General features: G+C 74.3%; 8 protein-coding genes. 4 read left to right on the top strand and 4 right to left on the bottom strand.

Annotated features, from left to right (window positions below):
- From ACTUAL_RS21795 to ACTUAL_RS21785, 3 genes are all read right to left on the bottom strand, one after another.
- Nucleotides 1-853 (bottom strand): hypothetical protein (locus ACTUAL_RS21795; protein ID WP_440901545.1); only part of this gene is annotated, 853 nt, incomplete at its 3' end.
- A 55-nt stretch (nt 854-908) separates the two neighbouring features.
- Nucleotides 909-1,910: an aminotransferase class V-fold PLP-dependent enzyme gene (locus tag ACTUAL_RS21790; RefSeq protein ID WP_440901544.1), complete on the bottom strand. Its 1,002-nt coding sequence runs from the start codon at nt 1,908-1,910 to the stop codon at nt 909-911.
- A gap of 98 nt (nt 1,911-2,008) precedes the next feature.
- Nucleotides 2,009-2,797: an SDR family NAD(P)-dependent oxidoreductase gene (locus ACTUAL_RS21785; protein WP_440901543.1), complete on the bottom strand. Its 789-nt coding sequence runs from the start codon at nt 2,795-2,797 to the stop codon at nt 2,009-2,011.
- A 48-nt stretch (nt 2,798-2,845) separates the two neighbouring features.
- On the opposite strand from ACTUAL_RS21785, the gene ACTUAL_RS21780 reads away from it, so the two are divergent.
- The 4 genes from ACTUAL_RS21780 (at nt 2,846) to ACTUAL_RS21765 (ending at nt 5,838) form a co-directional block, all read left to right on the top strand.
- Nucleotides 2,846-3,253: a YjbQ family protein gene (locus ACTUAL_RS21780; RefSeq protein ID WP_096496530.1), complete on the top strand. Its 408-nt coding sequence runs from the start codon at nt 2,846-2,848 to the stop codon at nt 3,251-3,253.
- A 133-nt stretch (nt 3,254-3,386) separates the two neighbouring features.
- Complete coding sequence (locus ACTUAL_RS21775; protein WP_440901542.1) at nt 3,387-4,466, top strand: hypothetical protein; 1,080 nt, start codon at nt 3,387-3,389, stop codon at nt 4,464-4,466.
- Nucleotides 4,463-5,152: a hypothetical protein gene (locus tag ACTUAL_RS21770; protein WP_096496532.1), complete on the top strand. Its 690-nt coding sequence runs from the start codon at nt 4,463-4,465 to the stop codon at nt 5,150-5,152. Before ACTUAL_RS21775 ends, ACTUAL_RS21770 begins: the two co-directional genes overlap by 4 nt.
- Nucleotides 5,149-5,838: an HAD family hydrolase gene (locus ACTUAL_RS21765; RefSeq protein ID WP_096496533.1), complete on the top strand. Its 690-nt coding sequence runs from the start codon at nt 5,149-5,151 to the stop codon at nt 5,836-5,838. Before ACTUAL_RS21770 ends, ACTUAL_RS21765 begins: the two co-directional genes overlap by 4 nt.
- Before the next feature lie 65 nt (nt 5,839-5,903).
- Here the strand turns inward: ACTUAL_RS21765 and ACTUAL_RS21760 are convergent, their stop codons facing one another.
- Nucleotides 5,904-7,649, bottom strand: a complete 1,746-nt coding sequence (locus ACTUAL_RS21760) for a proline--tRNA ligase (RefSeq protein ID WP_096496534.1) — start codon at nt 7,647-7,649, stop codon at nt 5,904-5,906.
- Nucleotides 7,650-7,895: the final 246 nt, after the last annotated feature.

Below are 7,895 nucleotides of genomic sequence, written 5' to 3'. Positions count from 1 at the left end.
GGCGCATCAGGTCGGTGTGCCCGGCCCCGGTGTTGTCGGCCTTCGCGGTGTCCGACTCGACGATGACCACGTCCCGGTCGCTGAGCGCGGAGGCGTAGCCGCCACCGCCGAGCGTGGTGATGCCGTCGACCTTGACCGCGCCGTCCTTGACCAGGTCGTTGACGTTGCCGGTGCCGTCCCGGTTGGTCAACTCCATCAGGGCGGTGGCGTCCTCGGCGCTCTTCATCCGGACCACGGCCACCGAGGTGTGGACCTTCGCCCCGCCTGCCGCGGTCGTGGTGTAGAGCGCCCTGATCAGCTCCTCGCACGGGGTCTTCGTGAAGAAGTCCCTGGCCTGGCCGTAGGCGTGCGAGGCGCACTCGGCGTCCCGGCGCGGGGCCGGGGCCTGGGTGGACGGGGTGAACTCGAACTCGCCCGCGGGCACCAGGGAGGCGCTGGACGGGGTCGGCGCGCCGCTGGAGGACTTCGGCCCCTCACCCGACTGGAACATCATCCAGACGAGTCCGGAGACGACCGCGATGCCGACCAGGCCGATGATCCGGACCACCGCCGTGCGCCGCTGGAACGGCACCGCCGACAGGCCGGGCGCGGTGGCCGGGTGGCTGCGCGCCCGCTGCCCCGGCGCGCCGTGCGGCGGCGGCGGTTGCCGGTGGAAGCCCTGGTCGTAGCCGCCGTGCGGGGGTGGGCCGCCGAGGTGCGGCGGGCCCTGGTGGCCGGGCACCGGCTCGAACGTGAGGGTGCCCGACGGGGTCTGCTGGGGGGTGGGCGGGACGGGCTGGGGCTGCCCCTGGTCCTGCGGCGGGGGCGGCCCCATCGGCGGCCCAGCCGGGACTCGGGGAATCCGCTGGGTCACCTCTCCAGGTGATTCGGGGGGAACCGACACAGCCGACCACGGTAACGGACGCGGTTCAGGCGAGCGCTCTGAGCACGTGGTCGACGTCGTCGCGGGTGTTGGAGAGGTGGCAGGCGAGCCGGACCCGGCCGGCGCGCGTGCTGGCGGCGATCCCGGCGGCGAGCAGGGGTTCCGGGGGCACGTCCAGGGAGACGATGGCGGACCCGGCGGGCGGCAGGCCGAGCCCGGCGCGCAGCGCGTCGGCGAGCCCGGTGGTGTGGGCGTGGACGGCGGCCCGGTCGAGCGAGGCGAACCAGGGCAGCGCGACCGCGGCGCCGACGTGGGCGTGCCAGACCGGGGACAGGTCGAGGCGGCGGGCGTCGGCGGCCAGGCGCAGCGGCAGGTCGTAGACGGTGGTCCACGGGTCGTCGCCCGCGTACCAGTTGGCGACCAGCGGCGCGGTCCTGGCCAGCGCGGCCTCGGAGCAGGCCAGCCAGGCGGTGCCGCGCGGGCTGAGCAGCCACTTGTAGCCGGTGGCGACCACCCAGTCGGCCCAGTCCAGCTCCAGCGGCAGCCAGCCCGCGGCCTGGGTGGCGTCGAGCAGGACCGGGACGCCGGTGGCGCGCAGCGCGGCGAGGTCGGCGAGGCGGCCGTCGGCGGACTGGGCGACGCTGACGGCGACGAGGTCGTGGTCGGCGGCGCGGGCGGGGAGCTCGTCCAGCGGGACCTCGGTGACGGTGTGGCCGCGCGCGGCGAACGGGAAGGTGAGGCTGGTGAAGTCGCCCTTCGCGACCAGGACGCGGGTGCCCTCGGGCAGGCTCGCGGCGACCAGGGCGACGAGCTGGGAGACGGTGGCGCCGATCGCGACGCGGTCGGCGGGCACGCCGACGACCCGGCCGAACGCGGCGCGCGCGACGGCGACGGGCTCGTCGAACACCGGAGGGGCGTCGGCGCCGCGCGCCCAGCGGGCCACGGCCTCGGCGACCGCGCGGGCGGTGGTGGTCGACGGGACGCCGACGCTGGCGGTGTTGAGGTAGCCGGGTGGGACGTCGAAGGTCTCGCCGAACGCGGTCCGCATGGGGCCATCAGACCGGACGCCCCGCCGGTCGTCCACCTCTCGGCGGGGCGGTTCACCCGCCGCGCCGTCCGCCCACCGCGCCGGCCCCTCCCCCGGCCTCAGCGCAGGGTCACCACGTTCCCGGTGACGAGCTTGGCCTCCTCGGAGCACAGGAACGCCACGACCTCGGCGACCTCGTGGGGCTCGGCGACCCTGGTGGAGGCGCGGACGGCGTCGTTGACCCAGCCGGTGTCGGTCGCGGGCGGCTTGACGCAGTTGGCGGTGACGCCGTGCGGGGCGAGCTCGACGGCGGCGGCCATCGTGTAGTTGTCCAGCGCCGCCTTGGCAGCGCCGTAGGTGACCTCGCTGGGGAACCCGCCGGGTCCGCCGGAGGTGAGGCCGACGATCCGGCCCCAGTCGGCGCCGCGCGCCAGGTGCCTGCGGGCGAACTCGGCGATCAGCAGCGCGCTGGCGCGGGCGTCCACGGCGAACTGGGCGTCGAAGGTCTCGGCGGAGACCGGGGCCGTCGTGCGGCCGAACTGGTCCAGCCCGGCGGCCAGGAAGGTGTCCTGCACCCAGGCCGAGGCGTTGTTGACCAGCACGTCGACCGGGCCCAGCTCGCGCTCGGCGGTGTCGAAGAGGCGGGCGGGGGCCTGCGGGTCGGCGAGGTCGGCCTCGACGGCGAGCACCCGGCCGCCCGCCGCCTCGATCGCGCGGACCACGGCGGTGGCGTCGGACTCGCGGTCGGCGGCGTACCGGTCGGGGAGGCCGGGGTCGGGGAGCGGGGTGAACCTGAAGTAGGCGGCGAGGACCTGGACGCCCCGCGCGGCGAGCGCGGTGGCGACGGCGGCCCCGATGCCCTGGTTGGCCCCGGTGACGATCGCGGTGTGCGGCACGGTGTCGATCATTCGGCCGCCGTCCGGCGGTGTCGACCGGTTTTTGCGTAGGCTCTCCGGGTGCTCAGCGAGGAGATCGAGATCAGGACGGGCTCCGCCGAGGTCGTGTTCGACCTGACCGCGCACTGCGAGCGGTTCCTGGCGAAGACGTCCGGTGACGGGCTGCTGCACGTGTGGGTGCCGCACGCCACGGCCGGGCTCGCGGTGCTGGAGACCGGCGCGGGGAGCGACACCGACCTGCTGGCGGCGCTGCGCGACCTGCTGCCCGCCGACGGCCGCTGGCGGCACCGGCACGGCACGCCGGGGCACGGCCGCGACCACGTGCTGCCCGCGCTGGTCCCGCCGCACGCGACGGTGCCGGTGCTCGGCGGGGTGATGGCGCTGGGCACCTGGCAGTCGGTGTGCCTGGTGGACACGAACGTGGACAACCCGGTGCGCAAAGTGCGGTTCAGCTTCCTGAACGGGTGAACTTTCGGCACGACCGGCCGCGAGGGTGAACACCCTCCGTCGTGAGTGGGAGTGAGCTGCGGCACGACCGACCTCGATCGCTTTTCCATCACCTGTCCGGATTCCGACTGGTGGAGGCGGTACCGTGCGAGCCGTGACTTACCCAGGTGACGGGCAGTCCGGCTGGGGTGGCCAGGCAGGTCAGCCCCACCAGGGCGGGTGGGGGCAGGACGGCGTCGGCGGCTCCACCCCGCAGCCGGGACAGCCCCAGCAGCACTATCCGGATCACTCCTTCGGGGCTCCCCAACCGGGTTATGGGGATCAGCAGGGCTACCCCCAGCCGGGTTATGGCGAGCAGCAGGGCTACCCGCAGCCCGGCTACGGCGAGCAGCAGGGCTTCCCCCAGCAGGGCTTCGGCTCGTACGGCGGGCTCGGCGTGTTCTCCGGCGGTGAGGAGCCGCCGCGGAAGAGCACCAAGGGCAAGGTGTGGCTGGCCGTGGGCGCGGTGGCGCTCCTGCTGGTGGGCGGCGGCGCCACGGCGTACGTGCTCACCCGGCCCGAGGACGGCGGGACCACCGTGGCCGCGCCGAGCAGCCAGGCCGCGCCCAGCAGCGCCGCGTCCTCGCCCGCGCCGACCTCGCCCAGCGCCGAGGCCGCCACGTGCGCGGCAGTGACCTCCGGCTGGAACTGCCTGCCGGTCACCGACCTGGCCTACAGCTACGACGTGCCGAAGTCGTGGGCCCCGCAGAAGGGCAGCTCGCCGGTCACGAACCTGGACGCGCGCCTGACCGGGCTGTCCATGTTCGGCGTCTACACCTGCGAGGGCCGCTCCTACAACCGGGGCAACGCGGGCGGCGCGCTGATCTCCAACACCGACCTGGCGGGCGTCGCCAAGGACGTGGCCGACAAGGTCGCCAGGTACTTCTACGGCAGCGCCCCGGAGCTCGACGTCAAGCTCACCGACCCGAAGGAGGTGACCGTCCCGAACGTCGGCGGCGGTCAGCCCATCCCGGCGGTGCAGGTCGACGCGACGATCACGGCGGGCGGCGGCAACGCCTGCATCGCGTCCAAGGGCATGGTGCGCGTGCTCGCGGCCAGGGGCGAGCGGGCCACGCACGTGTTCATGGCCAACGGCGACCTGGCGGGCGGCCCGGACTCCGCACCCGCCTCCCCCACCGAGGGAGACCTCCAGGCGATGATCGACTCGGTGCGCCCGCTGGCGGTGGGCGGGTGAGCTACTCGGGCCTGGGCTACTACCAGCAGCAGCCGCCCTCCAAGCCCAAGCGCACGGGGCTGTGGATCGCCCTGTCGGTGCTCGGCGTGCTGGTCGTGGCGGGCGGCGTGGTGACCGCCGTGCTGATCGGGTCCGGCTCGGACGCCGCGGCGGGCGGGCAGACCGCGGCGACCTCCCCCTCGGCGCAGCCGGAGTGGACGACCGCGCGCGGCTCGGGGCTGACCTACCAGGTGCCGCCCTCCTGGGAGGAGAGCGGCGACGGCTTCGCGGGCGGCACCCGGCTGACCGGCGTGTGGGTGTCCCGGCCGTTCGAGTGCCAGGACAGGCAGATGGTGCAGGCGATCGTGTCGTCCGCGCAGGTCAACGCGGCGACGCTGACCGTGCTCACCCAGCTCGGCAAGGCCGTGGCGAACAACGGGTACACCGTGGACGGCACCCCGCCGAGCGTGGGCGAGCCGGTGGTGACCGAGTCGGACGACCGGACGACGGTGGTGCTGCCGGTCGAGCCGAGGGGCGTGAGCGCCTGCTACGCGCCGAAGGCGGAGATCACCCTGGTGGCGGCGCAGCTGCCGGGCGGGAAGCACGGCGTGCTGGTGCTGAACGTCGCGCAGGGCGGGCCGCACGTGGCCCAGGGCCCGAGCGACGAGGAGGCCGACCGGATCGTGGGGAGCGTGCGCGTCTCGTGAAGACCCTCGTGCTGTGGGACATCGACCTGACCCTGATCGACGCCTCCGGGCTCGGCCACGCCTGGTACGGGACCGCGCTGCGGACGGTGTCCGGGCTGGAGCTGGTGCACCGGCCCTCGTACGCCGGGCGGACCGAGCGGGCGATCAGCAGGCAGCTGCTGCTCTCGCACGACCTGGAGGCCACCGACGAGCTGATCTCCCGGCTGCACGCCGAGCTGGTCGCGGTGGCGCGGCTGGAGCACGGGCGGCTGGCCGAGCGCGGGCGCGCGCTGCCCGGCGCGGCGGCGGTGCTGGAGGCGCTGGCGGGCGAGCCGGGCGTGGTGCAGTCGTTGGTGACCGGGAACCTGGTGGAGATCGCCCGGTACAAGCTCGCGGCGTTCGGGCTGGAGGAGCACCTGGACTTCGCGATCGGCGGGTTCGGCGAGCTGTCCGACGACCGGCCCGACCTGGTGCGCGAGGCGGTGCGGCTGGCGACGGCCAAGCACGGCGCGGCGCCGGAGTCGGTCGTGGTCGTCGGGGACACCCCGCACGACGTGGACGCGGCGCTGCACCACGGGTACCGGGCGGTCGCGGTGGCGACCGGGCGCAGCGACGTCGCGGAGCTGGAGGCGTCCGGGGCGCACGCGGTGCTGGTGGACCTGTCGGACACCGCCGACGTGGTGGACGTGCTGCTCGGCAGGCGCTGAGGTCCGCGGGACGTGCAGGGGGCCGGTGCTCGGGTGACCACCGGCCCCCTTCTCCGCGCCTCGGGTCAGCCGCGCGCGACGGCCAGCACGTGCTGCACGGCCTCGTCGACCGGCACCTCGACGCGCTCGCCGGAGCGGCGGTCCTTGACCTCGACCAGGCCGCCGGCCAGGCCACGGCCGACCACGAGGATCGTCGGCACGCCCACCAGCTCGGCGTCGGCGAACTTCACGCCGGGGCTGGCCTTGCGGTCGTCCAGCAGGACGCTCAGGCCCGCCGAGGACAGCTCGCCCGCGAGCTTCTCGCCGCCCTCCAGGAGGGTGGCGTCCTTGCCCGCGACGACCACGTGCACGTCGGCGGGGGCGACGTTGCGCGGCCAGATCAGGCCGCGGTCGTCGTGGCTCTGCTCGGCGATCGCGGCGACCAGGCGGGACACCCCGATGCCGTAGGAGCCCATGGTGATGCGCACGGGCTTGCCGTCCGGGCCGAGGGCGTCGAGCGAGAACGCGTCGGCGTACTTGCGGCCGAGCTGGAAGATGTGGCCGATCTCGATGCCGCGCGCGGCCACCAGGACGCCCTTGCCGTCGGGCGACGGGTCGCCCTCGCGGACCTCGGCGACGTCGATCGTGCCGTCCGGGGTGAAGTCGCGACCGCAGAGCAGGTCGACCACGTGGTGCTCGTGCCGGTCGGCGCCGGTCACCCAGGCGGTGCCCTCGACGACGCGCGGGTCGACCAGGTAGCGGACCTTGTTCGCGAGCAGCGCGCCGGGACCGATGTAGCCCTTGACCAGGAAGGGGTGCGCCTTGAAGTCGGCCTCGTCCAGCATGGCGACCTCGGCGGGCTCGACGGCCGCCTCGAGGCGCTTGAGGTCGACCTCGCGGTCGCCGGGCAGGCCGATCGCCAGCAGCTCCCAGTCGGAGCCGGGGACGCGGGTCTTGACCAGCACGTTCTTCAGCGTGTCGGCGGCGGTGAACTCGCGGCCGAGGCCCGCGTTGTTGAAGAACTCGACCAGGGTGTCGATGGTCGGGGTCGCGGGCGTGCTGTGCACCTGCGCCTCGGGACGGCCCTCGACCGGCTGCGCGGGGGGCGCGGGGGTGGTGACGGCCTCGACGTTGGCCGCGTAGTCGGACTCGGTGCTGCGGACGAAGGTGTCCTCGCCGTTCGGGGCGACCGCGAGGAACTCCTCGGAGGCCGAGCCGCCCATCGCGCCGGAGGTCGCGGACACGATGACGTAGTCCATGCCGAGCCGGTCGAAGATCTTGATGTAGGCGGCGCGGTGGCGCTGGTAGGCCTCGGCCAGACCCTCGTCGGTGAGGTCGAAGGAGTACGAGTCCTTCATGACGAACTCGCGACCGCGCAGGATGCCCGCGCGGGGGCGCGCCTCGTCGCGGTACTTGGTCTGGATCTGGTAGAGCGCGACCGGGTAGTCCTTGTACGAGCTGTACTCGCCCTTCACGGTGAGCGCGAACAGCTCCTCGTGGGTGGGGCCGAGCAGGTAGTCGGCGCCCTTGCGGTCCTTCAGGCGGAAGATGTTGGGGCCGTACTCGGTCCACCGGTTGGTGGCCTCGTAGGGCTCCTTCGGGAGCAGCGCGGGGAACTGGATCTCCTGCGCGCCGATCGCGTCCATCTCCTCGCGGACGACCCGCTCGATGTTGCGCAGCACCCTCAGGCCCAGCGGCAGCCACGAGTAGCCGCCCGGCGCGACGCGCCGCACGTAGCCCGCGCGGACCAGCAGCTTGTGGCTCGGGACTTCGGCGTCGGCCGGGTCCTCGCGCAGCGTGCGCAGGAACAGCGACGACATCCTCGTGATCACGGTTGGGACTCCGCGTGGGGCTGGTGGTCCTGAAAAGCCTAGTGAACGGGGTGGCGGGGGTTCCAGCCGGTTACCCCGGCGCGGGGCGGGCGGGGGGCCGCGGTCGGGACCCGGACGGGTGGTGTTCGGGGGTGGGGGCGGCGGTGGGGGTCGGGCGGGGCCGGGAATTGTCGGGGGTCGTAGTTAGCGTGCGGGGCATGGGGATGAGCTACTGGATGACGTGGGGGGAGGCGGCTGACGCTCGGG

This window comes from Actinosynnema sp. (assembly GCF_052038725.1).
The sequence above is the reverse complement of the archived record's forward strand: the minus strand, read 5'-3'. Positions and strand labels throughout refer to the sequence as shown.

Excerpts from the sequence above, each read along its gene's own strand:
- ACTUAL_RS21790 (WP_440901544.1), bottom strand. The coding sequence starts at position 1,910 with ATGCGGACCGCGTTCGGCGAGACCTTCGACGTCCCACCCGGCTACCTC.
- ACTUAL_RS21785 (WP_440901543.1), bottom strand. The coding sequence starts at position 2,797 with ATGATCGACACCGTGCCGCACACCGCGATCGTCACCGGGGCCAACCAG.